Here is a 25,526-nt window from a genome sequence, read left to right on the forward strand (position 1 = left end):
AAGGCCAAGGATAGTGGCTGACACATTTAGAAATGATAAGTGAATATTTTTGATCTATTGATGCGTTTTGGTTATCAGTGGTCAGTGCAGGCCCACGGCGGCGTCCTTGTTCTATGCTTGCAGGCGTAACCAATTCTTACGGTCGGGGGTGCCTATGACTGACGAACAGAAACAGCGGGACGAACGGGAGCAGGAACGACGCAGGCGGCAATTGGAGGAAGAAAAGCCGCAGACCTGGAAGCATCCCGACGACGGCACGGAGCTTTCGGAGCGGGATCGGGAAATTCCGCTGAAACCCTGATGCGTGATCGGTGGGGGCGGGCATGCCCGCTCCCACATGTGCAACGGGCGTTCCTCGGGAAGAGGCAAACTATTTGACATATTTGATTTGTGATCACATATTGGGGACATAAGAACCACAACACAGGTTTGCCTCATGACAGATGGTCCGCTCCTCCTGCCCACCCTGCGCCAGGTGTCCCGCGATACCTTGCAAGACCAGGTCTACCGCCAGATCCGCGAAGCGTTGATGAGTGGCCGTTTCCAGCCTGGCCAGAAGCTCACCATCCGTGGCCTGGCCGAAGCGCTCGGCTCCAGCCCGATGCCGGTGCGCGAAGCCCTGCAACGCCTCAGCGCCGAAAACGCCTTTGAAGTCACCGAAACCTCGCGTCTGCGGGTCCGCATGATGACGGTCGAGCGCCTGCGCGAAATCCGCGATGCGCGGGTCGCTCTGGAAGGCTTGCTGGCCGAGAAGGCCGTATTGCTCCTGAAAAAAGCCGACCTCGACGAAATCACCGACCTGTGCCAGCAAATGCAGCACGCCGCCGACGAAGTCGATGTGTCGCGCTACCTGTGGACCAACTTCGCCTTCCACCGCCGGATTTACGCAGTGGCCCAGGCCGAGCTGACCATGGCCGCCGTGGAGAATTTCTGGCTGCACATGGGGCCGTGCTTTGCCCTGGTCGCCCCCGATAAAGCTCACCTGCAACGCTCGATGGAGGCGCATACGCGCATCGTCGAAGCCCTGGCCGCCCGCGACGGCGCTGGCGCACGGGCGGCGGTGACCGATGACATCATGCAGGCCGCCGATTCCCTGGCGCGCCTGCTCGTCAAGAACGACCGTTCGCGGTCGTCTGCTTCAGGAGGTAAACGTGCATGAGTGTCCTACAGCGGCTACAGCCCTATCCTGGGTTACGTGTATTGATTTCCGGTGGGGCTGCCGGCATCGGTGAAGTGTTGGCCGCGGCGTACCTGGAAGCCGGTGCCCAGGTGCATGTGTGTGATGTCAGCGAACCGGCCCTGGCGGCGTTTCGCGACAAATACCCAGGCAGCGTCGCCACCCGCGCCGATGTCAGTGATGCCGCGCAGATCGCGGCGGTGTTCGAGGTGCAGCGCGAGCATTTCGGCGGCCTCGACGTGTTGGTCAACAATGCTGGCATCGCCGGCCCCACTGGCGGTATCGACGCGATCAGCGACGCCGAATGGCAAGCCACCATCAACATCAACCTGACCGCGCAATACCGTTTTGCCAACCATGCGGTGCCGATGCTCAAGCAATCGTCCCACGGCCATCTGTTGCATATCGCCTCGGTGGCCGGGCGTCTGGGCTACGCGTGGCGCACGCCGTATGCGGCGACGAAGTGGGCGATTGTCGGCCTGATGAAATCCCTGGCCTCGGAGTTGGGCGAGAGTGACATCCGCGTCAATGCCTTGCTGCCCGGCATCGTCGAAGGCCCGCGCATGGACGCGGTGATTCGCGCCCGTGCCGAGCAGGTCGGCGTACCCGAACCCGAGATGCGCCAGGAATACCTCAACAAAATTTCCCTCAAACGCATGGTCACCGCCGAAGACGTCGCGGCCATGGCGCTGTTCCTCTGTTCGCCCGCCGCCCGCAACGTGACCGGCCAGGCGATCAGTGTCGACGGTAACGTCGAGTACCTGTAGGACGCGGCGCCAGTCGCCAAGGAAGAACCCCGAGCTGTACCCAGGATTTTTTTCATAAGAATAAAAGTCGGAGAATCGTCATGTCCAAAAAACGTCCTGTGATCATTACCTGTGCCGTGACCGGTGCCATCCATACGCCGTCGATGTCGCCGCATTTGCCCATCACTGCCGAGGAAATTGCCGCCGCCGCCATCGGCGCCGCCGAAGCCGGCGCGGCGATTGTTCACCTGCATGCCCGTGACCCCAACGACGGCCGCCCCAGCCAGGACCCGGCGTTGTTCGCCGAATTCCTGCCGCAGATCAAGGCTGCCAGCGACGTGGTGATCAACATCACCACCGGCGGCGCGCCGACCATGGGCGTGGAAGAACGCCTACAGCCGGTGATGCAGTTCAAGCCGGAATTGGCCTCGCTGAACATGGGCTCGATGAACTTCGGCCTGTACGAAATGCTCAACCGCTTTACCGAGTTCAAGCACGACTGGGAGCGTCCATACCTGGAAGAGAGTGACGATCGGATCTTTCGCAACACCTTCCGCGACATTGCCCACATCCTCAATTCCTGCGCCGAGAACCGCACCCGTTTTGAGATCGAGTGCTACGACATCGGCCACCTCTACACCGCCGCGCACTTCCTGGAACGTGGCCTGCTCAAGCCGCCGCTGTTCATCCAATCGGTGTTCGGCCTGCGCGGCGGCATCGGCGGGCACCCGGAAGACCTGGCGCACATGCGTCGTACCGCCGATCGCCTGTTTGGCGACGATTATGTGTGGTCGATCCTTGGTGCCGGGCGTGGGCAAATTCCGCTGGCGACCATGGGCTTGTCGATGGGCAGCCATGCCCGGGTCGGCCTGGAAGATTCGTTGTGGGACGGGCCGGGCAAATTGGCCGCTTCGAACGCCGATCAGGTACGGCGCATTCGCAGCGTGATCGAAGCCCTCGGCCATCGCGTCGCCACGCCGGATGAAGCGCGGGACATCCTCGGGCTCAAGGGGCGCGACCAGGTCAATTTCTAACCGACGACACGGCCGCGTGCTGGCGCGGCCCGAATCCCGCACAACAACAATAAGGGGATCACACCATGCGTATCGAAGTGCTTGTGGACGTCAAGACCACCCTGGGCGAAGGCCCGGTGTGGGACGTCGAACAACAGCGGCTGTATTGGATCGACAGCGCCGACGGCCGCATCCTGCGTTGCACCGACGACGGCCGCGAACTGCGTGCCTGGGACGTGGGCCAGAAAATCGGCTCCATGGCCCTGCGCCACAACGGCGCGGCGGCCATCGTCGCCCTGCAGAATGGCGTACACACTCTGGACCTGGCCAGTGGCGAACTGGCGCTGATCGAAGACCCTGAACCGCACCTGCCGAACAACCGTCTCAACGACGGCAAGGTCGACCGCCAGGGCCGCTTTGTCTTCGGTTCCATGGACACCCAGGAAGACCGCGCCAGCGCCAGACGCTACCGCCTGGACCCGGACCTGCGCCTGCACACCCTGGACGAAGGCATCATCGTCTCCAATGGCCCGTGCTGGAGCCCATCCGGGGACACCTTGTACTTTTGCGACACCTGGTCGGGCGAGATCTGGGCCTATGACTACGACCTCGCCAGCGGCAATGTCAGCAACCGGCGCACCTTCGCCAAGGTCGACACCTCGGGTGGCGGCGCCGCGGACGGTTGCACCGTGGACGCCGAAGGTTGCCTGTGGCAGGCCCTGGTCTATGCCGGGAAGCTGGTGCGCTACACCCCCGATGGCCACGTCGAGCGGATCATCCAAATGCCGGTGAAGAAGGTCACCAGCCTGACCTTCGGCGGGCCGAACCTCGACACCCTGTTTGTGACCTCCATGGCCAAGCCGCCGCTGCCACGTTTTCCGCACGACGGCCAGCAGCGCGGCGCGCTGTTCGCCATTACCGGGTTGGGCGTGCAAGGAATAGCCGAGCGACGGTTCGCCAGCTAGCGCGTGTGTTCGATCAGCAACATTCCTTCGCAACCTTGTGTCAGTGCGCGCCCTCGCGCGCCTGGAGAGGCTCATGGCAACTTTAAAAAAAGCGTCGCTGCGCAGCATTCACCGGCATTCCTGGGTGTCGCTGCTGGTTTGCTGGATGATCTGGATTCTCAACGCCTACGACCGTGAGATCGTGTTGCGCCTGGGGCCGACCATCTCCAAGCATTTCGATTTGTCCGCCGATCAGTGGGGCACCGTGGCCACGGTGATCATGCTCGCCCTGGCCCTGTTGGATATCCCGGGTTCGATGTGGAGCGACCGCTACGGCGGCGGTTGGAAGCGCGCGCGGTTCCAGGTGCCGTTGGTGCTGGGCTACACGGCGATCTCGTTTTTGTCCGGGTTCAAGGCGTTGAGCGGCAACCTCGCGACGTTTATCGCCCTGCGTGTCGGGGTCAACCTCGGCGCGGGCTGGGGCGAACCGGTGGGCGTGAGCAACACCGCCGAATGGTGGCCGGTGGAACGCCGCGGTTTTGCCCTTGGCGCGCACCACACCGGTTACCCGATCGGCGCGATGCTCAGCGGCATCGTCGCCAGCTTTGTGATCAGCACCTTCGGCGAGGACAACTGGCGCTACGTGTTCTTCTTCGCCTTCGTGGTGGCCTTGCCGCTGATGATCTTCTGGGCGCGGTATTCCACGGCCGAACGCATCACCGCGCTGTACGTCGACATCGCCGCCAAAGGCATGACGCCACCGGACAATGCCCCGGCCAGCCAGATCAAGGGCGACGCCTGGCGCACCTTTGTCGCCACCCTGCGCAACCGCAATATCGCGTTGACGGCGGGGAACACCCTGCTCACGCAGGTGGTGTACATGGGCGTGAATATCGTGTTGCCGGCCTACCTCTACAACATCGTCGGGCTGTCGCTGGCGCAGTCGGCGGGGATGAGCGTGGTGTTCACCCTGACCGGGATTCTCGGGCAACTGGTGTGGCCGTCGTTGTCGGACATCATCGGCCGCCGTACCACCCTGATCATCTGCGGGCTGTGGATGGCCGCCAGTGTCGGCGCGTTCTACTTCGCCAGCACCCTGACCCTGATCATCGTCGTGCAGTTGCTGTTCGGCCTGGTCGCCAATGCGGTCTGGCCGATCTACTACGCGGTGGCCTGCGACTCGGCCGAGCCGTCGGCCACCTCCACGGCCAACGGCATCATCACCACCGCGATGTTCATCGGCGGCGGCCTGGCGCCGGTGTTGATGGGCAGCCTGATCGCGATGGGCGGCGGCTGGACCACGCTGCATGGCTACACCGTGTGCTTTTTCGTGATGGCCGGCTGCGCCCTGGGCGGCGCGCTGCTGCAACTGTTTTCCCATCGCCCGCAGGCGTTGGTTGTGCAACTCGAACCCTAGAACAACATTGATGCGCCCCCCAGCCGCGCTGGCGGGGCGCCAAGAGGAACTGCCCGATGACTACTGCCACCCAGGCCCGTGAACCGCAGGTACTGAACAAATTGATGTTCGCCAAGTTGATGCCCTTGTTGATCATCGCCTACATCCTGAGCTTTCTGGACCGCACCAACATCGCCCTGGCCAAGCACCACCTGGACGTCGACCTGGGCATCTCCGCCGCGGCCTACGGGCTGGGCGCGGGCTTGTTCTTCCTCACGTATGCACTGTCGGAAATCCCCAGCAACCTGATCATGCACAAAGTCGGCGCGCGCTTCTGGATCGCGCGGATCATGGTGACCTGGGGCCTGATCTCGGCGGCCATGGCGTTTGTGCAGGGCGAGACCTCGTTCTACGTATTGCGCCTGCTGCTGGGCATCGCCGAAGCGGGCCTGTTTCCCGGGGTCATGCTCTATCTGACCTACTGGTTCAACCGCGAACAACGCGCACGGGCCACCGGCTATTTCCTGCTCGGCGTGTGCTTTGCCAACATCATCGGTGGCCCGGTGGGCGCGGCGTTGATGCGCCTGGACGGGCTGCTCGGCTGGCATGGCTGGCAGTGGATGTTCCTGCTCGAAGGCTTGCCGGCGGTGGCGTTCGCCTGGGTGGTGTGGCGCAAGTTGCCGGACCGCCCGAGCCAGGCGCCGTGGCTGACGGCGGCGGAAGCGCAGGGTATCGAACAGCGCATTGCCCAGGAAACCGAGGAAGGCGCCGGGGAGGGCGGCCACGCGTTGAAAAACTGGCTGACCCCGCAGATCCTGCTGGCGATCTTTGTGTATTTTTGCCATCAGATCACGGTCTACACGGTGATCTTTTTCCTGCCGAGCATCATCAGCAAATACGGTGAATTGAGCACCATGAGCGTGGGGTTACTGACCTCGCTGCCCTGGATCGCCGCCGCCTTGGGCGCAGTGTGGCTGCCGCGTTTTGCGACCACACCCACCCGCGCGCGGCGCCTGTTGATCAGCGGGTTGCTGACCATGGCGCTGGGGTTGGGCATCGCGTCGGTGTCGGGGCCGGTGTTCAGCCTGCTGGGCTTTTGTCTGTCGGCAGTGATGTTTTTTGTGGTGCAGTCGATTGTGTTCCTCTACCCGGCCTCGCGTCTCAAGGGCGTCGCCTTGGCGGGCGGGCTGGGTTTCGTCAATGCCTGCGGGCTGTTGGGCGGGTTTGTCGGGCCGTCGGTGATGGGCATGATCGAGATGAGTACCGGCAACGCGATGAATGGCCTGAAGGTGATTGCCGTGGTGCTGGTGGTCGCGGCGTTGGCCGCGCTGCGTTTGCGCCAGGGCCAGGAACAGGCGCCGGCCCCTCGGGTCGCTATGAGACCAGCAACGAAATAGGATAACCCGACGCCAATACCAGGTACGCCACCACCGCCGCCAGGCACAAGCCGACGAATACCCGCAACAACGTGCGGGCGGTGGGGTGCGCGATAAACTGGATGACCCAGATGCAGAACCCGGCCAGGAGGAAGGCCGCGGCGAGAATAACCAGCACGATAGTGTTCCTGCGACCGTGAAGAGCTGAATATATAGTCGTAAAGCCGCCCAATGAACAGTGCGCGCATAGACGCAGCCCCTCGGGCTTTCTAAACTGCGGCTTGTCGTGGGGAAAGGGCAGGTGCCGATGAATCGCAATGAATTACGCAAGGCCGACATCAACCTGATGGTGGTCTTCGAGGCACTGATGCTCGAACGCAATGTGACGCGGGTGGCGGAGAAGTTGTTTCTCGGCCAGCCGACCATCAGTTCGGCGCTCAACCGGTTACGCACCTTGTTCAATGATCCGCTGTTTATTCGCGTCGGCCACCGCATGGAACCTACCGCGCGGGCCGAGGAAATCATCCGGCACCTGTCGCCGGCCCTGGACTCTCTTTCATCGGCCCTGAGCCTGACCCACGATTTCGACCCGTCCGTCAGCACCATGACCTTCCGGATCGGCCTGTCCGATGACGTCGAGTTCGGCCTGTTGCCGCCGTTGCTGCGCGCCTTGCGCCAGGAAGCGCCGAAGGTGGTGTTCGTGGTGCAGCATGTGGATTACTGGCGGATTCCCGATCTGCTGGCATCCGGTGATATCACCGTCGGCATCACCCAGACCCGTGGCCTGCCGGCGAATGCCAAGCGCAAGTTGCTGCGCCATATCCACCCGCGCTTGCTGCGCGCCGACGCGTCCGACCGGCCGCTGACCCTCGATGAATATTGTGCGCGGCCCCATGTGCTGGTGTCCCACACCGCCAACGTATCCGGGTTTGCCGATGAGTGGCTGGCGGAAATCGGGCGCAAGCGCCATGTGGTGCTGTCGGTGCCGCAATACAGCGCGCTGCCGGCGCTGCTGGCCGGCACCGACCTGATCGCCAGCCTGCCGGACTACACCGCTGAAGCCATGACGCTGTCGGGCAATCTGTTTTGTGAGCCCTACCCATTCGAGACGCCGACCCTGGATCTGTCCATGGTCTGGCTCAGCCATGTGGACACCGATCCGGCCGAGCGCTGGGTGCGTTCGCGGCTGGAGGCGTTCATGAGCGACCGCGGGCTGGCGAAAAAGGTCTGATGCTTTTATCCGTGGTATATCTAGGAATCTTCCTATCGATACTTCGGAGACTCCCATGCCACACCTGCACCTGGAATACACCGCCAACCTGACGCAACTGGACACCGACAAGGCCCTGTTGCGTCTGAACCATGCATTGGTGGCCTCCGGTCAGTTTGGCGCCGAGCTGGATATCAAGAGCCGTTCACTCAAGGTCGAGAGTTTTCGCGTGGGCACCGGCATGAACCCGCGGGGTTTTGTCGCCGTGCGCCTGGCGTTGCTCAGTGGACGCTCGGCGCAGGTCAAGAAGCAGCTGTCAGAAAGCCTGCTGGCCGTGGTGCAGGAACTTGGGCCATGGCCGGAAGGTGTGCAGGTGCAACTGAGTGTCGAATTGCTGGATATCGATCGCGATTCCTACAGTAAGGTCGCGATCGGCTGAGCGCTTCCATCCACCACAACCGTCGATGCGTAAGGTCAGAGTAATCCCTGTTCAGCGCAGACTTTGACCACCTGCTCCCTGAACCAGGTATTGGCGCTGTCCTGTTCACTGGTTTCGTTCCACTGCATATCCAGGGTGAACCCCGGCAACCCATGGGGCGCCTCGCAGTGACCGAACACCGACGCCGGGGCCAGCAGTTTGTGGACGCGGCGGGGCAGGGTCACGATGAAGTCGGTGCCGGTGATCATCTTCAACGCCGCGCCATAGCTGTTGGCCCGTGCGACCACTTGGCGCTTGTGGGCCTGACGCGCCAGCCAGCCGTCGACCATGTTGGTGTCGGAGGTCCACGGCGTGGGAAACACGTGGCGCCGCTCGACGAACGACTGCAGGCTGAACGCCGCCTCGCGGGGTGCCGCGCGCTTGTCGAAGACACACACCAGATCATCTTCCAGCAACATCTGGGTCTTGAAGTCTTTATGCGCGCGGTGAAAGTGCGGGCCAAAGCAAATCACCAGGTCGAGGCGGCCTTCGCGCAGGTCGTCGGCAGGGATCTCGGTTTCCAGCTTGCGCACATTGACGATCACCGGCAGGTTCGCGCGATCGAAGTGCTTCAACAGGCGCGGCAGGATCAGTTGCTCGAAATACTCCGGGGCGCACACGTTGAAGGTCACGGCTTTCTGGGTGGGGTCAAAGGCTTGGCCACCGGCGTGGCACAGGTTGATGCTTTCGAGGATTTTCTGCACATGGCCGTACATGGTGCTGGCCTTGTACGTTGGACGCATACCCGCCCGCGTGTTGATGAACAGCTCATCCTCGAAGCTGGTGCGCAGCTTCTTCAAGCTGTAGCTCACGGTCGACTGGCTGACGAACAGCGTTTCTGACACCTCGGTAACGCTGCTCTGGTCGTAGACGGCGATAAACACCATCAAATCCTGCATATCGAGCTTTCTGAGCAAGTTACTGTTTAGCATCCATTCCATCCGGTAAGCCTTGGCACTGTGGCAGCGCGCGACAAGGGCAAAAGCTTAACGGAACGGGAGTGCCAATAGAAAGCTCTGTAGGGTGTTTCAGTGTTGTGCGTGGGACAAAAAGTGTTTGCAACACGACGTCAGCGGATGTGGTCTGCGTAATGCTTCGGATTGAAGCGCGTGACGATCAGCAGCATCACCCCGATCACCGCCGCCAGCGACCACCATGCCCATTCGAAACTGCCCAACTGATCGCGGATCATCCCGGCGATCAGCGGCGACAGGCCGGCAATCAGGTAACCGATGCCTTGCACGAACGCCGTCAGGCTACCGGCGCGGCGCGGGTGGTCGAGGTGGTCGAGGGACAGGATCAAACTCATCGGGAACAGGCCGCCGATGCCCAGGCCGAGCAGGCAGGGCCACAGCAGGCTCAGGTGTTGGGGCGCGAGGATCAGGCCGCAGAACCCGAGGATGATCAGCACCAGCAACACGGCCAACACTCCGCGTTTATCCCGGCGGCGGTTGGCGAGGGCGGGGGTGACCAGGCCCGAGATGACTTCCATCGCGGTGAGGAAACCCAGGAGCAAACCGGCATGCTGTTCGCTCCATCCTTGTTCTACGTAGTACGGCGCCAGCCACGCCAGTACGCAGGTGTAGGACGCTGTACCGAGGCCAAAAAAGATCGCCAGCAACCAGGCGCGGCCGTTGCCGAAAAATCCTTCCTGCTTGTCAGAACCTGCCTGGGGCAGAACCGGCAGCGCCGCACGCTGGGCGGACCAGCACACCAGGGCGAGCACGGCCAGCCCCGCCCAGATCGCCAGGCCGATGCGCCAGCTACCAGTCTGCACCAGCACGAACGGGGAGAACGACGCCGCCAGCGCCGCGCCGCCCATGATCGCCGTGACGTACAAGCCCATGAACAATGAAACGTCAGCGCTGAAGCGCGACTTGATCAGCGCCGGCATCACCGCCTGGATCATCGCGATGCCGACCCCCGCAGCGATGGCGCTGACGATCAACTCCAGCGCCGAATCGAGGAACAACCGCGACAGCGTCGCCACGCCGATCACCAGCAGCGACACCGCAATGCTGCGATGTTCGCCGAAGCGCTTGGCCAGGCCCATGCCGAAAAACATCGCCAGGCCCATGGCCATGACCGGCAACATGGTCAGCAGCGCCGCGCTGCTGAAACTCAACGGCACCTCGCCGCGAATCGACGCTAACAACGGCCCTACGGCCGCCATCGACGGGCGCAGGTTAAGCGCGACCAGCACGACGCTGATCATCAGCCACACGGCGGTGGTGGGTTTTGCGTGAACGTTTTCCATGGGCCTGCCTTGAGTGAACAAGGGCGAATCAGGCCACGGGCGGGGGAGTGGGGCAAATGAGAAAGTCGCAGGGGCTATCTAAAAAATGCAGTTAACTGAAATACCGCACATTGCTCCACATTCCATCGGGAGGCTGCGTCGTCAGTTAGACCGGATTACATGCTTGATCTCCTGAAACGCCGCCAGCCCCCAAGGGCCCAGTTCGCGGCCGATGCTGCTCTGCTTGTAACCGCCCCACGCCGTTTGCGGGAAGATCACCTGCGGCGCGTTGATCCACACCATGCCGGCCTGCAAGGCATTGGCCACGCGTGCGGCGGTTTCGTCGTTGCGGCTGACCACGCTGGCCACCAGGCCGAAATCGCTGTCGTTGGCCAGGGCGATGGCCTCGGCCTCCGTGGTAAAGCGTCGTACACACAGCACCGGGCCGAAGATTTCTTGCCGCCACAACGCGCTGTCCAGCGGCACGTCGGTGAACAGCGTGGGGCGAATGAAATAGCCCTTCGCCAAGTGCGCCGGGCGCTCGCCGCCGCACAGCAAGCGGGCACCGTCCTGCACGCCGCGCTGGATATGCGCCAACACCCGTTGGTACTGGGCGCGGTTGATCAGCGCGCCCATTTCCACGTCGTCGGCAAATGGGTCGGCGACGCGAATCCCTTTAGCCCGCGCAGTTAAACGCTGTAGGAATTCATCCGCGAGACTGTCCGCCACCAGCACACGACTGGTCGCTGAACACATCTGCCCGGCGTTGAAAAAGCCACCTCCACAGGCCAGCTCAAGTGCCAGGTCGAGGTCGGCATCTTCCAGCACCAGCAGCGAGGATTTGCCCCCCAGTTCCAGGCTCACGCCCTTGACGGTTTCGGCGGCGCGTTGCATCACCTGCACGCCCACCGCATTGCTGCCGGTGAAGGAAATCTTCGCCACGCGAGGGTCCGCCGCCAGCGGGGCGCCCACGGCCAAGCCGGTGCCGCAGACCAGGTTGAACACCCCCGCCGGGAAGCCGGCCGCGGCGATGATCTGCGCCAGTTGCAACTCCGCCAGCGGCGTCACTTCCGACGGTTTGAGCACCACGCAACAGCCGGCGGCCAACGCCGGGGCGAGTTTCCAGGCGGTGGTGACCATGGGGAAATTCCACGGCACGATCAGCCCCACCACGCCGCAGGGTTCGCGGCGCAGGCGGGCGCTGAAGGCATCAGTGGGCAGCGCCACCGCGTGGTCTTGCTCGGCGTCCAGCGCCTCGGCGAGACCGGCGTAGTACTCGAAGGTGGCGATGACATCGTCCACATCGATTCCCGCTTCGAACAACGGTTTGCCGCTGTTGCGCGACTGTACGCGCATCAACGGCTCGCGCTGCTCGCTCACGCCTTGAGCCACTTTGCGCAGCAGGGCGCCGCGCTCGCGGCCGGTGCTTTGCGACCAGCCGACACACGCCGCACTGGCGGCGTCGACCGCCTGGGTCACGGCGCGGGCGTCGCCGACGCTGACCTGGGCGAGTATTTCCTCGGTGGCCGGGTTGATCACGTCCAACACGTCATGGCCCGCACGCCACGCACCATTGATATACACACCGTTTACGACCGCACTCATACCGCTACCTCCTGCATCCAACGTTCCTGGTCGATTTCAATCAGCGTCGGCCCCTGGCGATCCGCAGCGGCACGCAAGGCCACGCGCAGTGCGTCCAGGCCCTGGATGCGTTTGGCGGCACAACCGAGGGCCGTGGCCACGCCGATGAAGTCCGGCGTGTAAATGTCGACGCCGACCGGTTCGATGGCCCGGTTGACCATGTACTTTTTGATCTCCTCGTAGCCCTGGTTATTCCATAGCAGCACGATGATCGGCGTGCGCGCCTCCACGGCGCTGGCCAGTTCCGGCAGGGTGAATTGCAGCCCGCCGTCGCCGATCAGGCACACCACTGGCTGGCCATCGCCACGCCCCAACCAGGCACCGATGGCCGCGGGCAGGGCATAACCGAGGGTGCCGTAGCCGGTGGACGCGTTGAACCAGCGGCGCGGGTGGTCAAGGTTTAGGGTCAGGTTGCCGCTGTACACCGGCTGTGTGGAGTCGCCCACCAGCACCGCGCCGGGCAGTTCCTCCAGCACGGTGTGGAGCATGCGGGTTTGCGCGCGGGTGGCGGCGTCCCAGGTCGGCGTCAATTCGGCCCACAGGCGGGCGACGCGCTGGGCGCCCCAGGCACTGTGGCGAGGCGCCAGCGGTTGGCGCTGGAGCTCGGCGAGCAAGGCGTCGGCGGCGATTTGCGCGTCAGCCACCAAGGCCAGCTCGGGCGGGTAATTGCGCACGGTCTGGTCGGGGTCGATATCGATGCGCAGCAGTGCGCCGGGAATCTCGAAACCGCCAGCGAAGGTCACGTCGTAGTCGGTCTCCGCCAGCTCCGTGCCGATCGCCAGCACCACATCGGCTTCGGCGCCACTGGCGCCGCACCGGCACGCGCCACGCTGATGGGGGACGTGGCGAGCAACGCGTCGGCGTTTTCCACCAGCACATCCAGCGGGATTTCGATGTGTACCGGGCGCGGGCGCCCTGCCTGGAACAGCGCAAACGCCCGCGCCAGCACGCCGGGCAATTCTGCTGCCGACATCACGGTGTGGGAGAACGCTGCCACGCCGGCGACCAGCGCACTTTGGTTCGGCAGTTCATGCAACTTGCCGCGCCCGCCGCCCAGCTGGCTGCGCGCCTGCACGCTGGAGATCACCAGCATCGGGATCGAGTCGGCATAGGCCTGGCCCATGGCCGTGGTGATGTTGGTCATGCCGGGGCCGGTGATGATCAAACACACACCGGGCTTGCCGCTGGTGCGCGCATAGCCATCGGCCATAAAGCCCGCGCCCTGTTCGTGGCGCGGGGTGACGTGGCGGATGTTCGAGCGCGCCAGGCCGCGATACAACTCCACGGTGTGGACGCCAGGAATACCAAACACCTGGTCCACGCCGTAGCTTTCCAGGAGCTTGACCAATACTTCGCCGCAGGTCGCCATACATGTCGCTCTCAGGTTGAGGTGAGGCGGTATTGGACCGGCTGGCCCGTAGCGGCAACAATCGATAAAAAGTCATACTAGCCATGTCCTCACGTCATGGCTGCTTGCCCTATGAAACGCCTCCCGCCGCTGCCCGCGCTGCACACCTTCTGGGTCACCGCCCAGTGCTGCAACTTCACCCACGCTGCCGCGCAGTTGCACATCACCCAAGGCGCGGTGAGCCGGCAGATCGCCGGGCTGGAAAGCCACTTGGGCTATGCCTTGTTCCAGCGCCAGGCGCGGGGCCTGAGCCTGACCGAAGAAGGTCGCGAGTGGTCGCTGCGGGTGCAGCAGGTCTTCGGCCTGATCGGTGACGCGCTGGAGCAGATCGGCCGCCGCCGCGACACCCTGCAGCTCAAGGCTTCCACCTGCGTGATGCGCTGGCTGCTGCCGCGCTTGATGCAATGGCAGCGGGAGCGCCCGGATGTGCCGGTGGAGCTGACCACGACCGTGGCCTACACCGTGGACTTTCGTCGCGAGCAATTCGATGCCGCGGTGATCTATGCACCCAGCGCCGAACAGTCGGCCGAGGCTCGGCATCTGTTCGACGAACAACTCACCCCGGTGTGCGCGCCGGCCTTGCTGGGCGCGTTGAATACGCCAGCAGACCTGCAGCAACAGGTGCTGCTGCACCCCACGCGGGACGAGCGGGACTGGGCGTTATGGCTGAAAGCGGCGAAGACGCGCTTGAGCAATGTGAGCCAGGGCCATCATTTCGAGACGCTGGATCTGGCCATGACAGTGGCGTCCCAGGGTTCAGGCGTGGCGATCGGCGACAGCGCGTTGATTGGCGAGGATGTGAGCGCGGGGCGCTTGGTGACGCCGTTTGAATTGCGGGTGCCGACGGGGATGGGCTATTACCTGGTGTATCCGCCGGGGACAAAGCCGTCCGCCGGGCTTGAAGCGTTGATGGAGTGGTTGGTCAACCAGGCGCAACAGGCGTAACGCTGAAGATCCACCTGTGGGAACCGGCAAGCCAGCTCCCACAGGTTGATCGTGTCGGCTCAATAACCGACGGTGAAACGCTGGCGCGAATGCTTCGGTGTTTCCACTTCATCGATCATCGCGATGGCGAAGTCGGCGAAGCTGATCCAGCTGCGGCCTTCGCGGCTCACCAGCAAATCATCCTGGCCCAGGCGGAAGGTGCCGGTGCGCTCGGTTTCAACGAATTCGGCCGATGGCGACAGGAAGGTCCAATCCAGTTCCTGCTCCTGACGCAACGCCTCGAGGAACGTCGCGCCGGCACTGGCTTCAGCCTTGTACGCCTCTGGGAAACCCTCGCTGTCGATCACCCGAGTGCCGCCCGGCAGCAGCAACGAACCCGCGCCGCCCACCACCAGCAGGCGTTTGACCCCGGCTTTTTTCACCGGGCCGATCACCGCGCTGGCGGGCAGGGTGGCGAAATGCGCCGCGCTGATCACCACATCGCTGCCGCTGATGGCCTGTTGCAAGGCCTCGGCATCCAGCGCATCGACCTGTTTGACGCTGACGCCAGGACGCACGGCGAGCTTGTCAGTGTTGCGCGCGATGGCGGTGACGCTGTGCCCGCGTCGCAGCGCTTCTTCCAGCAGTTGGCTACCGGCGCGGCCGGTGGCCCCAATGATTGCGATCTTGCTCATGACATTCTCCAGTACAGTTAAGGTTTGAAACGCTTCACCACTTCATTTCGCCCTTGGCGACTTTGGCGCTCAGTTCCAGCGAACTTTCGTCGGCGAGGGTCGGGTAACGCTTTTTCATCGCCGCGATCAGGGCGGCGGAGTCCTTGGCCTTGGCGGTTTCTTCGTCAAAGGCCTGGATGTAGTCGGCGGTAAAGGCCACGGATTGCAGCGACGGGCTGCCGAGGAAATGCCCCGGAACCACCGTGCGCGGCTGCAGTTCGGCGATGCGTTGCAGGGTAGCCAGCCAGTCTTTGTGGGACTGCGCGCTCTGAGTATCGGCCATCCACAGGTGGATGTTGTCGGCGACGACCACACCGCCGACCACGGCCTTGATCGACGGCACCCATACAAAGCTGCGGTCCGGCTGCGGGCCGTCGAGGCCGATCACTTCCAGCGGTTGCCCTTCAAGCGTCAGGCGGTGGCCGTCGAGCACCTGCGGCACGATGGTTTTGCCTGGCTTGTCGGCGCCCATTTTCGGGCCCCAGAACGCCAGTTTGCCGGCGACGGTGGCGTTGATGTGGTCGACCACCGCTTGCGGGGCCAGCACCTTGGCGTCGGGGAATGCGGCGGTCAGTGTGTCGAGGCCGAAGTAGTAGTCCGGGTCGCCGTGGCTGATGTAGATGGTCGTCAGGTGTTTGCCGCTGGCGCGGATCTTCTGCACCAGGTGTTCGGCCTGGCTTTTGCCGAACTGTGCGTCGACCAGGATCGCGTCTTTCGCGCCGCTGACCAGCACCGAACTGACCGGGAAGATCGCGGCCTCGCCGGGGTTGTACACGTCGAGGGTCAGCTCGGCGGCGGCAGCCTGGACGGCGAAGGCCAGGGCGGCGGTCGCCAGGGTCAGGCGCTTGAGGGTGGACAACATCGGGCAACTCCGGCAATCGGTAAGGGATGCGCAGAGCTTAGTTGCACCAAACACCACAAAAAATGCGATGCTGGGACATAGTTTGTTTCTAAAATCGGGCAGATCATGGATCGTCTTCAAGCAATGCGCGTGTTTGTGACGGTGGTGGATCTGGGCAGCCAGTCCGCCGCCGCCGACCATCTGGACCTGTCGCGCCCGGTGGTCTCGCGCTACCTGGCCGAGCTGGAAGACTGGGTCGGCGCGCGCTTGCTGCATCGCACCACGCGCAAACTCAGCCTCACGGCCGCCGGCGGTGAAACCCTGCCACGTTGCCGGCAATTGCTGGAACTGTGCGGCGACATGCAGGCCGCCGTCAGCGAACCGGATGACGCGCCCCGTGGCCTGCTGCGCCTGAGTGTCAGCACCTCGTTCGGCCAGGCGCAGTTGGCCGAGGCCATCGCCGAATACGTCAGGCGCTACCCCTTGGTGACGGTCGACCTGCAGATGCTCGATCGCACGGTCAACCTGGTGGATGAGCGCATCGACCTGGCCATCCGCACCAGCAACGACCTGGACCCCAACCTGATCGCGCGGCGCCTGACGGTCTGTCGCTCGGTGGTGTGCGCGACCCCGGCCTACCTGCTTGAGCATCCGGCGCCGCAAAAGGTCGAGGACCTGGCGCGACACAACTGCCTGACCCACTCGTACTTCGGCAAAAGCCTGTGGCATTTCGAGGAAGGCGGCGAACACGTTTCAGTGCCGGTCCACGGCAATATCACCGCCAACGAAGCCAGCACACTGTTACGCGTGACGCTCGCCGGGGCGGGGGTGGCGATGCTGCCCAGTTATCAGGCCGGCGAGCACATCCGCCGTGGCGAACTGGTGCGCCTGTTGCCCGCGGCCGAACCGCGGCAGATGAACATCTACGCGGTGTACGCGTCGCGCAAACACATGCCGTCGGCGCTGCGCAGCCTCCTGGATTTCCTGGTGCTGAGGTTTCCGGAAACGCCGGAGTGGGACCGGGGCCTGTGACCCGACATACAGATATTGAATGGCGTCCAATAATGGCAACTCGCCCTGGCTGACCTATGCTTTAAACAGCACCGAGTAGGTCCTTCAGAGGTCTGTGCCATGACCGTCAAAACCAGAAAGTACCTGAAAATTTTCATCCTTTGCGCCTTGGTCAGCGCGCTGTACGGCACCGCTGCCTATCGCGTCGAGCAGGCCCGCATGCAGCCGAGCTTTGCGATCAGTTGCCATCAGGATCAATGCATTCCGCGCACCGGCAGTTTCAGCGCGTTGCGCTAATGGCCAACCAAGGACGATCCCGCGTTTAATCCTCGGGTGTTTCGGCCTTGAGTCGTTCGCGAAATGCCTTGGGCGAAAACCCGACCCGGCGGCGGAATAGCCGCGAGAAGTTGGTCGGGTCGGAAAAGCCCAATACCTCCGACATTTCATTGATGGTCATGCTGGTGTAGGTCAGCAGGCGCTTGGCTTCCAGCAATTGGCGGTCGTGCATGATCTGTAGCGCGGGTTGCCCACCCAATTCCCGACATGTGCCGTTCAGGTGTGAGACCGAGATACCCAGCTTGTGGGCCAGGTCTTCAATCTTCGGGTGTTCGCGATAATGCTGTTCGACCAATTGGGTAAAGCGCCGGAAATACTCACGCCCACGCGGTGCCCGCGGGTGACGGCGCTGGATGGCCTGGCGGCTGATCCACACCAGCAGCACGCTGACCAGGGCGTGCATCAGCATGTCCCGGGCCGGCTGCTCATCGGCGTATTCGTCCTGCAGGCGGGCGAACAGGTTGTTGAGATAGTCGCTGTCCTTGCCTGCCGGGTAACTGCCCAGCACCTGCAGGCCGTCCACCGTTGCGCCCAATTGCGCTTGCAGGTGGCTGACCAGCGGTGCCGCCAGGGTCAGCACGTAGCCTTCGACATCTTCCGCAAACCGGAATCCGTGCACACACAGCGGCGGCAGCACCTGCAAGGTCGCTTCGTTGAGGGTGGTGCGCTGGCCTTCGATTTCCAGTTGCGCCTGGCCTTGGTGGACGTACAGCAACTGGCACAGATCCGCGTGCCGGTGGGGCTGGATTTCCCACTGGTAGTCCCGGCTGCGTCGGGAAATCGTTTCGCAGTGCAACAAATCCGGCGTCGGCCATTGCTGGTTTTCCCCGTACAGCTTGAACACCGGAATCGCGGAACTGGCAGTTTTGGTCATAGTTTCAATCCGATACTCAGGCAAGTGGTTCGGTAATCGCCCCGATTGGCAAAAAGCGCAGGCTTTGGCGCAGTTTTCACCTTCTTATAGCGCCCACTCAAGTGAAAAATGTCAGCAATAAGACCAATGACAACTCTTTCACCTTATCCGTTCGGGTGAATTTTTCGGACCATAAAAATAATGAAAACGCTGAAAACTCAAGTCGCCATCATCGGCGCCGGTCCTTCGGGACTGTTGCTCGGCCAACTGTTGCAGCAGGCCGGTATCCAAACCCTGATTCTAGAGCGCCAGAGCGCCGATTACGTGCTGGGGCGCATCCGTGCCGGGGTGTTGGAGCAAGGCATGGTCGACCTGTTGCGCGAGGCCGGCGTCAGCCAGCGCATGGACGCGGAAGGCCTGGTCCATGATGGCTTCGAACTGGCGCTTAATGGCCAACTGACTCACATCGACCTCAAGGCGCTCACCGGCGGTCAATCGGTGATGGTCTACGGCCAGACCGAAGTGACCCGCGACCTGATGGCCGCACGCGCCGCCACCGGTGGCGTCACCTTGTATAACGCGCGTGAGGTGCAACCCCACGGGCTCAAAACTGATCAACCCTGGCTGACGTTCGAACATGAAGGCGAAGCCTTTCGCCTGGAGTGTGATTACGTGGCCGGTTGCGACGGTTTTCACGGTGTCGCCCGGCAATCGATCCCGGCCGAGTCGCTGAAGGTCTTCGAGCGGGTGTATCCCTTCGGCTGGCTGGGCATCCTGGCCGACACGCCGCCGGTCCATCCTGAACTGGTGTACGCCAAGCATGCGCGTGGGTTTGCCTTGTGCAGCATGCGTTCGCCAACGCGCAGCCGTTACTACCTGCAAGTACCCGTTGAGGAGTCGGCCGATGAGTGGTCGGACCAGCGTTTCTGGGCTGAACTGAAAACGCGCCTGCCAAGCCAGTTGGCCGAGCAGTTGGTGACCGGGCCGTCGATCGAAAAAAGCATCGCGCCGCTGCGCAGCTTCGTGGTCGAGCCGATGCAGTACGGGCGTTTGTTTCTGCTGGGGGATGCGGCGCACATCGTCCCACCCACCGGGGCCAAGGGCTTGAACCTGGCGGCGAGCGACGTGAGCACGCTGTTTCGCATCTTGCTCAAGGTCTACCGCGAGGGGCGCGTGGAGTTGCTGGAGAAATATTCGGAAATCTGCCTGCGACGCGTGTGGAAGGCTGAGCGGTTTTCCTGGTGGATGACGTCGATGCTGCATCAGTTTCCCGAAGCGGACGGGTTCAGCCAGCGCATTGCCGAGAGCGAACTGGCGTACTTCATCCACTCGCACGCCGGTCGCACCACCATCGCGGAAAATTACGCCGGGCTTCCTTACGAAGCTATCGAATAGCCTGCTATCGTATCGAGCATGCCCGCAGGTCGCCTTTTCCTGCGGGCCTTGCTCGAAGGTTTACCGTGACTCAGCTCAATCAGCCTACTCCAGCCGTACCTGCCGTGCGCAGCATCCTCGTCTCGTTGATGATGGCGATCTTCCTCGGTGCCTTGGACCAGACCATTGTCGCCGTGTCCATGCCGGCCATTTCCGCGCGGTTCCACGACGTCAACCTGCTGGCCTGGGTGATCTCCGGCTACATGGTGGCGATGACAGTGGCGGTGCCGATCTACGGCAAGCTCGGCGACCTGTACGGGCGGCGGCCGATGATGCTGATCGGCATGGGCCTGTTCACCCTGGCGTCGCTGTTCTGTGGCATGGCGCAAAGCATGGAGCAACTGGTGCTGGCGCGGGTGCTCCAGGGCATCGGCGCCGGCGGGATGATTTCGGTGAGCCAGGCGATCATCGGCGACATCATCCCGCCGCGCGAGCGCGGGCGTTACCAGGGCTATTTCAGCGGCATGTACGCGGTGGCCAGCGTGGCTGGGCCGGTGCTGGGCGGTTATATGACCGAGTACCTGTCCTGGCGCTGGGTGTTTTTGATCAACCTGCCGTTGGGCGCCGGCGCCTGGTACGTGGCCCATCGCAGCCTGGTCGGGCTGCCGTTGCCGCAACGCAAGCCGATCATCGATTACCTCGGTACCGTGCTGCTGATCATCGGCTTGAGCGCCTTGCTGCTGGGCATCACCGAAATCGGCCAGGGCCATGATTGGCGCAATGACTCGGTGCTAGCGTTGCTGGCCTGCGCGCTGGTGGCGCTGAGCATATTTGTCTGGCATGAGCGGCGTGCGCGGGAACCGTTGTTGCCGATGCACCTGTTCGCCAACCGCAGCGCGGTGCTGTGCTGGTGTACGATGTTTTTCACCAGTTTCCAGGCGATTTCCCTGACGGTGCTGATGCCTTTGCGCTTTCAGACCGTGACCGGCTCCGGCGCCGACAGTGCCGCGCTGCACCTGCTGCCACTGGCGATGGGCTTGCCGATGGGCGCCTACTTTGCCGGGCGCATGACCTCGGTGACCGGGCGCTATAAACCGCTGATCCTCAGCGGCGCCGTGTTGAGCCCCTTGGCGATTCTCGGCATGGCGTTCAGCGCGCCGCAGGCGATCGGGCTGACGGCGATGTTCATGCTGCTGTGCGGCATCGCTGCCGGCATGCAGTTCCCGACCTCGCTGGTGGGCACGCAGAACTCGGTGGACCAGCACGATATCGGCGTCGCCACCAGCACCACCAACCTGTTCCGTTCCCTGGGCGGGGCGGTCGGGGTGGCGTGCATGTCGGCGTTGTTGCTGGCGCTGTTGCAGGACTCCAGCTTTGCCCACCTGGCCAGCGGCGCGCTGGTGGTCGAGGGCGGTTCCGGCAGCGTTTTGCTCGATGGCCTGAACGCCGCCCCGGGCCCGGCGCAGGATGCCCTGCGCGGGGAACTGGCGGTGACGTTCCGGCATTTGCTGATGGTCAGTGCGGCGGTGTCGTTGCTGGGGTTGGCGGCAGCGATTGCGATGCCTGATCGCATGCTGCGCGGCCGTGAAGACAAGGCCCGCTGACGGGCCGGCTGGAGATCCAAATGTGCGAGCGGGCTGGCCCGCTCCCACCGGTTTGACCGCCTGTGCAATTCAAGGGCTGTAAGAACCGACCGCCACCATGAAATGCCCGGTTTTGCGCAAATACGCATGCTTGTTCTCGACCTTGCCGGTCACCGGGTTTTTCCAACGGTACGTGTACTCACCCTGATCCTGCTCCGCCATCAACTTGAGGATCGGTGCGCCCACCGGCTTGCCGTCGGGGTCCTTGATCTTGCTGAAGTCGGTGTTGATCAGCCGCAGGTTGGTGCCATGGGCGGCATAGCGCCGGGTATCGAGGTCGACCACGAACACGTAGAGATCGTCCTGCAGGAAACCGCCCTGCAATGAGTTGATCGCCTTCAGCGTGCCGGCTTCATCCTTGACCAGCGCCTTGACGGCCTGGTCCCGCAGCGCTCGCGCCTGTTCCGGCGTGGCCCGTGGCAGGTAATAGCCCACCGCGAGGATGCGTTCGCCGACACGCTGATAAAACACATGCTTGTGTTCGATCTTGCCGTCGTTCCAGTTCTGCCAGCGGTAGTCGGCCTGCTGGATGCCCTGGCCTTCCGGCGCCTTGAGCGCGTCCTTGAACGACTGGCGCAAATCTGCCCCGAGCACTTCGGACACATCGCGGCCGATCAAGGCGGAGGAGGGCCCGCCGCTGGCCAGCAACACGCCCTGGGTGTCGACCACGAACACATAGCGGTCATGGTCGACGAACTCGCCCTGGCGGCTGAAGGCGGCGAAGGCCTTGTCGCCATTGCTCTGGTAGTAGGCCAAGGCTTTCCCCAGCAGAGCCTTGGCCGCCTGGGCTTCCTCCTCCGGCAAGGCGGCGGCGTGTACCTGGCTGAAACCCAACAGCAACAGCCAGCTGAATCGGAGCAGTCGCTTCATTATCCGTGCCTCGTTCTTATGGATGTGAGCACAGCTTAGACGGCTGCGGCTCAGGGCGCCGCCAGCCATTGATTGACGATGCCGTCGTACACCCCGGTGGCCACGCTCAGGTGCAACCACTGGTCGACGTAACTTTTCCAGGCCACATCGTCGCGTGGCAGCAGGAAGGCTTTCTCGCTGTATTGCATCTGCCGCTGCGGGTTGACCGCGCACAGCCCCGGCTTGAGTTTCTGCTGGAAGCGCGCCTCGCTGGCGTCGGTGATCATCACATCGGCCTTGCCCGCCAGCAGTTCGTCGAAGATGGTCACGTTGTCGTGCAGGCGCAGTTGCGCCTGGCCCAGGTGCGCCCGGGCGAACACTTCGTTGGTGCCGCCCGCCGGTTCGATCACCCGCACCTGTGGCTGGTTGATCTGCTCGACGCTCTGGTAACGCTGCACATCGGCGCAGCGCACCAGCGGGATCTTGCCGTCGACGCCGAGGGACTGGCTGAAGAACGCCTTTTTCTGGCGTTCCAGCGACACCGAAATACCGCCCACGGCGATGTCGCAGCGGTGCGCGAGGAAGTCCGGCATCAGGCTTTTCCAGGTGGTGGGCACCCAGGCGATTTTGGCGTTGAGGCTCTTGGCCAGGGACTCGGCCATGGCGATATCGATGCCTTCGTAGCGGCCATCGGCACGCAGGAAGGTGTAGGGCTTGTAGTCGCCGGTGGTGCAGACGGTGAGCGTGCCGCTGTCGAGCACGTTGTCCAGGCGCGAGGGGGGCGTGTCCGCGAGGGCGGGTGTCGCCAGACTCACCAATACACACAGGGCTAAAGGAGCTTTCATGCGGTCGAGTCCTTGGGCATGATCGGGCGGCCATTATTTCCAGCAAGATGGCGGGGTGGCAAGGACGGCGAATGTTTAGCCAACGTGCAACCAAACTCCGTCAACCCTGAATTGACGCCCCTGACCCGGCGTGTGACGCTGCCAGGCATCTCCCTCACTGTGATTCGCCCATGGACGGTTACCCCGACACTTACCCCGAGACACTGCCTGGCGTGCTCGCGCCGAGCGGTCCGGCGGATGTCGAGGCGTTGCCCTCCGCGCTGGCTTTCTGGGCCCTGTTCCACTGTCGACATGCGCGCCCACCAGATACCTCTCTCCTACGTTGATCTATCCGATGGATGACGCGCACCTGCGCGCATCCGCCCGGCGGCGCCTGTGCGCCTGCCTGACGCAAACGTATGAGAATTGCCATGAGTGTTTTTGCCAGCCTGCACGAAGCCCGCTCTTTCCTTGAGCAGAACCCGGACATCGAGATGTTCGAGCTGTTCATCCTCGACAACAATGGCGTGCCGCGCGGCAAGTTGCTGCATCGCGACGAACTGCTGGCGGTGTATGAAAGCGGCCGCCCGCTGCCCAGCACGATCCTTGGCCTGACCATCCATGGCGATGACGTGGAAAACTCCGGGCTGGTGTGGGAGGTGGGCGATATCGACTGTCGCGCCTACCCGATCAGCGGCAGTTTGCAGCGCATGCCATGGCGGCTGATTCCGACGGCGGCGGTGCAAGTCAGCATGCACCCCACCGAAGGCTTGCCCGCCACCGTGGCCGACCCCCGGCACGTGCTGGCCAGGGTGATCGACGGGCTCAAGGCCGATGGTTATTACCCGGTGATGGCGGCGGAACTGGAGTTCTACCTGCTCGACCAGAAACCCGACCACAACGGCCGCCCGCAACCGGCGCGTGACATGGACGGCGGCCGCCCGCGTGCGACCCAGGTCTATGGCCTGCGCGAGCTGGAGCAGATCGAGCCGTTTCTCGCCGACCTTTACAGCGCCTGCAAACTGCAAGGCATCCCGGCGCGCACGGCGATTTCCGAATACGCGCCGGGCCAGGTCGAAATCACCCTCGAACACCGCACCGATGCCCTGCAAGCGATGGACGAAGCGGTGCGCTACAAACGCCTGGTCAAAGGCGTGGCGCACAAACACGGGATGACGGCGTGCTTCATGGCCAAACCGTTCGACGACCTGGCCGGCACCGGCATGCACATGCATGTCAGCCTGGCGGACGCCGAGGGCCATAACCTGTTCGCCAGCGAGGCCGCCGACGGTACGCCGCTGCTGCGCCAGGCCGTGGGCGGCATGCTCAGCACCTTGCTCGATTCGCTGCTGATGTTCTGCCCCAACGCCAACTCCTATCGCCGCTTCCAGACCAACAGCTATGCGCCGCTGGCCGCCACCTGGGGCGTCGACAACCGCACCGTCAGCCTGCGTGTGCCGGGTGGTCCGGCGCCGTCGCGGCACATCGAACACCGCCTCTGCGGCGCCGACGCCAACCCCTATCTGGCGGCGGCGGCGATCCTCGCCGGTATCCACCGCGGCATCCGCGAACGACTTGACCCCGGCGCTCCGGTGGAAGGCAACGGCTACGCCCAGGCCAACGCGTTGCTGCCCACCGATTGGCTCACCACCCTGCGCGCCCTGGAAGACTCCAGCTGGGCACGGGAGGCGTTCGGCAGTGAGTTCCTCGGCGTGTACCTGGCGGTGAAACGGGCTGAATATCGGCAGTTCATGGGCGAGGTGGGCGAGCAGGATTGGCGCTGGTATCTGCACTCGGCGTGAACGGATTGACGGTGGTGGTTTTTTCGACCTTTTTTTCACGTTGCACTGGTTAAGCTGCGAATCAAGGTCGTTCACTACCGTTCCACTCACATGAGCCCGTGATGTTGTCACCACCACTTTCGTCCATCGAGATCGAATACGCCGAACGCTGTGACCGTGAGCACGCCAGGGTCTGCGGCGATACGCGCCCGCCTGGGCTGCGCCGGCGTCTGGCGGCGTGGCGTGACGGGCGGCTGGTGCGCAATGCCCTCAAGGTGGCCGGCGAGCCCGGTCTGATCCTCGACCTGGCCTGCGGTTCGGGGCGGTTCTGGCCGGTGTTGGCCGAACACGTCAACCGGGTCATCCTCGCCTCGGATAACTCCCAGGACATGCTCGACCACGCCCGCACCCATCACCCGGCGGCGCTGCTCAAGCGGGTCAAGACCTTTCAGGGCTCGGCATTTTCCATCGGCTTGTCGGCGAACGCGGTAGATTGCATTTTCTGTCTGGAATTGTTTCGCCACGTGCCCAGCCGCGAAGGGCGCCAAGCGCTGCTACAGGAGTTTCATCGGGTCAGCCGCGACACCGTGATCGTGTCGGTCGCCTCCCGGACGCCAGTGGAGGAGGAGTTCTGCCAGGCGGGGTTCCAGATCCTGAATCACCAGGAGTTCATTCCTGGCTCCAGCGTATGGCGTGTCTACGTTCTACGTAAGATGGGATAACTCCAA

At 63.4% G+C, this 25,526-nt stretch carries 25 protein-coding genes and 1 pseudogene; 16 read left to right on the forward strand and 10 right to left on the reverse strand.

Features of this window, described 5'->3' with window-relative positions; genetic code table 11:
- The first annotated feature begins 154 nt into the window (after positions 1-154).
- From INT12_RS15340 to INT12_RS15370, 7 genes are all read left to right on the forward strand, one after another.
- Complete coding sequence (locus INT12_RS15340; RefSeq protein ID WP_017848717.1) at positions 155-301, forward strand: hypothetical protein; 147 nt, start codon at positions 155-157, stop codon at positions 299-301.
- Positions 302-436: 135 nt separating this feature from the next.
- Entirely contained in the window at positions 437-1,159 is a 723-nt protein-coding gene (locus INT12_RS15345) for a GntR family transcriptional regulator (protein WP_126586423.1), read from the forward strand.
- The gene (locus tag INT12_RS15350) at positions 1,156-1,944 is read left to right on the forward strand and encodes an SDR family oxidoreductase (RefSeq protein WP_193041111.1); all 789 of its coding nucleotides are present in this window, start codon (positions 1,156-1,158) and stop codon (positions 1,942-1,944) included. Before INT12_RS15345 ends, INT12_RS15350 begins: the two co-directional genes overlap by 4 nt.
- Positions 1,945-2,024: 80 nt before the next feature.
- Positions 2,025-2,957 (forward strand): 3-keto-5-aminohexanoate cleavage protein, encoded by a 933-nt coding sequence (locus INT12_RS15355; protein WP_017848720.1) that lies wholly within the window; start codon positions 2,025-2,027, stop codon positions 2,955-2,957.
- Between the two features lie 65 nt (positions 2,958-3,022).
- Positions 3,023-3,901 carry an SMP-30/gluconolactonase/LRE family protein gene (locus INT12_RS15360; RefSeq protein ID WP_193041110.1) on the forward strand — a complete coding sequence of 293 codons (879 nt, stop codon included), beginning with the start codon at positions 3,023-3,025 and terminating at the stop codon, positions 3,899-3,901.
- Positions 3,902-3,974: 73 nt separating this feature from the next.
- A complete protein-coding gene (locus INT12_RS15365) occupies positions 3,975-5,297 on the forward strand; it encodes an MFS transporter (RefSeq protein ID WP_017848722.1) in 1,323 nt (440 codons plus the stop codon).
- A gap of 56 nt (positions 5,298-5,353) precedes the next feature.
- A complete protein-coding gene (locus tag INT12_RS15370) occupies positions 5,354-6,673 on the forward strand; it encodes an MFS transporter (protein ID WP_193058907.1) in 1,320 nt (439 codons plus the stop codon).
- Here INT12_RS15370 and INT12_RS15375 read toward each other — a convergent pair.
- Positions 6,651-6,830, reverse strand: coding sequence for a hypothetical protein (locus INT12_RS15375; RefSeq protein ID WP_017848724.1), 180 nt, complete (start codon positions 6,828-6,830; stop codon positions 6,651-6,653). The two genes, INT12_RS15370 and INT12_RS15375, sit on opposite strands and share 23 nt — an antisense overlap.
- A 129-nt stretch (positions 6,831-6,959) precedes the next feature.
- On the opposite strand from INT12_RS15375, the gene INT12_RS15380 reads away from it, so the two are divergent.
- Together INT12_RS15380 and INT12_RS15385 are read left to right on the forward strand one after the other, a co-directional pair.
- A complete protein-coding gene (locus tag INT12_RS15380) occupies positions 6,960-7,883 on the forward strand; it encodes a LysR substrate-binding domain-containing protein (protein WP_017848725.1) in 924 nt (307 codons plus the stop codon).
- 55 nt (positions 7,884-7,938) lie between these two features.
- Positions 7,939-8,301, forward strand: coding sequence for a 5-carboxymethyl-2-hydroxymuconate Delta-isomerase (locus tag INT12_RS15385; RefSeq protein WP_017848726.1), 363 nt, complete (start codon positions 7,939-7,941; stop codon positions 8,299-8,301).
- Between the two features lie 35 nt (positions 8,302-8,336).
- Here the strand turns inward: INT12_RS15385 and INT12_RS15390 are convergent, their stop codons facing one another.
- From INT12_RS15390 to INT12_RS15405, 4 genes and pseudogenes are all read right to left on the reverse strand, one after another.
- On the reverse strand, positions 8,337-9,272 hold the full coding sequence (locus tag INT12_RS15390) for a LysR family transcriptional regulator (protein WP_032804835.1): 936 nt from the start codon (positions 9,270-9,272) through the stop codon (positions 8,337-8,339).
- A gap of 137 nt (positions 9,273-9,409) precedes the next feature.
- Positions 9,410-10,597 carry a cyanate transporter gene (locus INT12_RS15395; protein ID WP_046384346.1) on the reverse strand — a complete coding sequence of 396 codons (1,188 nt, stop codon included), beginning with the start codon at positions 10,595-10,597 and terminating at the stop codon, positions 9,410-9,412.
- 141 nt (positions 10,598-10,738) lie between these two features.
- Positions 10,739-12,181 (reverse strand): aldehyde dehydrogenase family protein, encoded by a 1,443-nt coding sequence (locus INT12_RS15400; RefSeq protein WP_193040150.1) that lies wholly within the window; start codon positions 12,179-12,181, stop codon positions 10,739-10,741.
- A pseudogene (locus tag INT12_RS15405) lies at positions 12,178-13,589 on the reverse strand (5-guanidino-2-oxopentanoate decarboxylase). Before INT12_RS15405 ends, INT12_RS15400 begins: the two are co-directional and overlap by 4 nt.
- 111 nt (positions 13,590-13,700) lie before the next feature.
- On the opposite strand from INT12_RS15405, the gene INT12_RS15410 reads away from it, so the two are divergent.
- The gene (locus INT12_RS15410; RefSeq protein WP_193040152.1) at positions 13,701-14,573 is read left to right on the forward strand and encodes a LysR substrate-binding domain-containing protein; all 873 of its coding nucleotides are present in this window, start codon (positions 13,701-13,703) and stop codon (positions 14,571-14,573) included.
- A gap of 59 nt (positions 14,574-14,632) precedes the next feature.
- On the opposite strand, the gene INT12_RS15415 is transcribed toward INT12_RS15410, so the two are convergent.
- Both INT12_RS15415 and INT12_RS15420 read right to left on the reverse strand, forming a co-directional pair.
- Complete coding sequence (locus tag INT12_RS15415; RefSeq protein WP_017848732.1) at positions 14,633-15,247, reverse strand: NAD(P)-dependent oxidoreductase; 615 nt, start codon at positions 15,245-15,247, stop codon at positions 14,633-14,635.
- Positions 15,248-15,281: 34 nt separating this feature from the next.
- Positions 15,282-16,148, reverse strand: a complete 867-nt coding sequence (locus INT12_RS15420; protein ID WP_193040153.1) for an MBL fold metallo-hydrolase — start codon at positions 16,146-16,148, stop codon at positions 15,282-15,284.
- A 105-nt stretch (positions 16,149-16,253) separates the two neighbouring features.
- Here INT12_RS15420 and INT12_RS15425 point away from each other — a divergent pair, with 105 nt between their 5' ends.
- Both INT12_RS15425 and INT12_RS15430 read left to right on the forward strand, forming a co-directional pair.
- Positions 16,254-17,159: a LysR family transcriptional regulator gene (locus INT12_RS15425; RefSeq protein ID WP_032804836.1), complete on the forward strand. Its 906-nt coding sequence runs from the start codon at positions 16,254-16,256 to the stop codon at positions 17,157-17,159.
- A gap of 99 nt (positions 17,160-17,258) precedes the next feature.
- On the forward strand, positions 17,259-17,435 hold the full coding sequence (locus INT12_RS15430) for a hypothetical protein (RefSeq protein WP_017848735.1): 177 nt from the start codon (positions 17,259-17,261) through the stop codon (positions 17,433-17,435).
- 25 nt (positions 17,436-17,460) lie between these two features.
- Here INT12_RS15430 and INT12_RS15435 read toward each other — a convergent pair whose 3' ends face one another.
- Positions 17,461-18,348 (reverse strand): helix-turn-helix domain-containing protein, encoded by an 888-nt coding sequence (locus INT12_RS15435; protein WP_046490390.1) that lies wholly within the window; start codon positions 18,346-18,348, stop codon positions 17,461-17,463.
- Between the two features lie 180 nt (positions 18,349-18,528).
- On the opposite strand from INT12_RS15435, the gene pobA reads away from it, so the two are divergent.
- On the forward strand, positions 18,529-19,722 hold the full coding sequence (gene pobA / locus INT12_RS15440; RefSeq protein WP_193040154.1) for a 4-hydroxybenzoate 3-monooxygenase: 1,194 nt from the start codon (positions 18,529-18,531) through the stop codon (positions 19,720-19,722).
- A gap of 65 nt (positions 19,723-19,787) precedes the next feature.
- Positions 19,788-21,305, forward strand: coding sequence for an MDR family MFS transporter (locus tag INT12_RS15445; protein WP_193040155.1), 1,518 nt, complete (start codon positions 19,788-19,790; stop codon positions 21,303-21,305).
- A 69-nt stretch (positions 21,306-21,374) separates the two neighbouring features.
- Here the strand turns inward: INT12_RS15445 and INT12_RS15450 are convergent, their stop codons facing one another.
- On the reverse strand, positions 21,375-22,214 hold the full coding sequence (locus INT12_RS15450) for a cache domain-containing protein (RefSeq protein ID WP_017848739.1): 840 nt from the start codon (positions 22,212-22,214) through the stop codon (positions 21,375-21,377).
- A gap of 50 nt (positions 22,215-22,264) precedes the next feature.
- Positions 22,265-23,038: a transporter substrate-binding domain-containing protein gene (locus INT12_RS15455; protein ID WP_017848740.1), complete on the reverse strand. Its 774-nt coding sequence runs from the start codon at positions 23,036-23,038 to the stop codon at positions 22,265-22,267.
- Between the two features lie 410 nt (positions 23,039-23,448).
- Between INT12_RS15455 and INT12_RS15460 the strand changes: the two genes are divergently transcribed.
- Together INT12_RS15460 and INT12_RS15465 are read left to right on the forward strand one after the other, a co-directional pair.
- Positions 23,449-24,819 carry a glutamine synthetase family protein gene (locus tag INT12_RS15460; RefSeq protein ID WP_046384337.1) on the forward strand — a complete coding sequence of 457 codons (1,371 nt, stop codon included), beginning with the start codon at positions 23,449-23,451 and terminating at the stop codon, positions 24,817-24,819.
- Positions 24,820-24,920: 101 nt separating this feature from the next.
- Complete coding sequence (locus INT12_RS15465) at positions 24,921-25,520, forward strand: class I SAM-dependent methyltransferase (protein ID WP_193040156.1); 600 nt, start codon at positions 24,921-24,923, stop codon at positions 25,518-25,520.
- Positions 25,521-25,526 lie beyond the last annotated feature (6 nt).

It is taken from the genome of Pseudomonas sp. K8 (assembly GCF_014889455.1).
In the GTDB taxonomy this organism is placed as follows: Bacteria; Pseudomonadota; Gammaproteobacteria; order Pseudomonadales; family Pseudomonadaceae; genus Aquipseudomonas; species Aquipseudomonas veronii.